General features: G+C 43.0%; 2 protein-coding genes. Both read left to right on the top strand.

The window, feature by feature from the left end:
* Window positions 1-318, top strand: a 318-nt coding sequence (locus F6K53_RS42565) for an SDR family oxidoreductase (RefSeq protein ID WP_293086591.1), incomplete at its 5' end; no start/stop codon positions are given.
* Between the two features lie 108 nt (window positions 319-426).
* Window positions 427-1,314, top strand: coding sequence for a hypothetical protein (locus F6K53_RS42560; RefSeq protein WP_293063011.1), 888 nt, complete (start codon window positions 427-429; stop codon window positions 1,312-1,314).
* Window positions 1,315-1,410 lie beyond the last annotated feature (96 nt).

Genomic DNA, 1,410 nt, shown 5'->3' with positions numbered 1-1,410 from the left:
TATGAGCATCTGGAGTGCGACCCTCCTTTTTTGAAACCCCCTGCCTATGGGGCATCGAAGGCAGCACTGGTGAATTTAACCCGGTACTTTGCTACCCACTGGGGACCCTTTGGTGTCCGGGTTAATACCCTTTCTCCGGGAGGAGTCTTGGGGGGACAGGATGAGGAATTCAAAGGTCAATTTTGCGATCGCGTTCCTCTAGGACGGATGGCAGAGTTTGATGATTTACTTGGCCCATTGGTGTTTCTAGCATCCGATGCCTCTGCCTATGTCACAGGTATCGAACTCCGAGTCGATGGCGGTTTTACCGTTTGGTAGACTAAACTGGTGCATCTGACTGTCTTAATGCAGTCCCTGAGGGAAGAAACCTGCTCAGGTCGGCGCTGCATCGCTGAGTTATAGAGTTACAACGTTTAGATGCACCCTTTGATCACTAAACTGTTTATTGAAAACCAGAAGCACTTTAACTATCCCTACGGCAAGCGAAAGATTTACGAAAGGATTAGTAAATTTTTAAGCTTTCCTACTTATAGTATTCGCAAAGATTTAGGAATTAGCGTTATTAATTGTCAAGGTAAATTACCTAGTATCTCTAAAAAAGATGGATTTTTAGTGTGGTTTCCCAAAACTTTTGATCCAGTTAGCGAAGTGATTGGAGAATGTCGGGACTATATCGCTACTGTTGATCAATCTATTTTTACCAAACAAGGTGAAGGAAAAGAAGAATACCTCAGAGGTATCCATCCAGATAAGTCTAAACTTACGGAGTCTTTAGTAAAACTAGCTTGTGATCGAACCTTAGTAAGTATAGTAACAAAATACATTGGCATTTTACCAATTATCAATGGTGTGAAGTTACTCTACTCGCCCAATAAAAAACTCTATGAAGGAGGAGCTCAATTTTTTCATTTAGACCCGGAAGGCGTTAGGCAAATCAAGCTATATATTCATGTAGAGGATGTGACAGAAGAGTCTGGTCCTCTGACCCTAATCCCAGCACAAGAATCCCAGAAAATCTACCGATCCTATCAAGGGGGAAGACTAACGGATGAGTGGATCAGTCGCTTGATTGATCCGCAACATTTCTATTCGATAACTGGTGCGTCGGGGACAATGATATTTGCGGATACATCCCGATGTTTCCATTTCGGTAGCCGACCAGGAAAAAAACCCAGATTTGTAATTATACTACAATATATATCCCCCTTTGCCATCAATTTTCCCTGGTTCGGGTGGGTTAGAAAACCACTCCATGCTCACTTGGTTAATCACAATACTTCAATGATAGACCAATATCTTTTAGGAGTTAAATAGATGGAATAGGGAATAGGGAATAGGGAGTAGGGAGTAGGGAGTAGGGAATCGGGAGTAGGGAGTAGGGAGTAGGGAGTAGGGAGTAGTTGCGTAGGG

It is taken from the genome of Moorena sp. SIO4A1 (genome assembly GCF_010672065.1).
GTDB lineage: Bacteria > Cyanobacteriota > Cyanobacteriia > Cyanobacteriales > Coleofasciculaceae > Moorena.
Note: the sequence above shows the minus strand (reverse complement) of the source record. Positions and strands in the feature narration are given on the sequence as shown.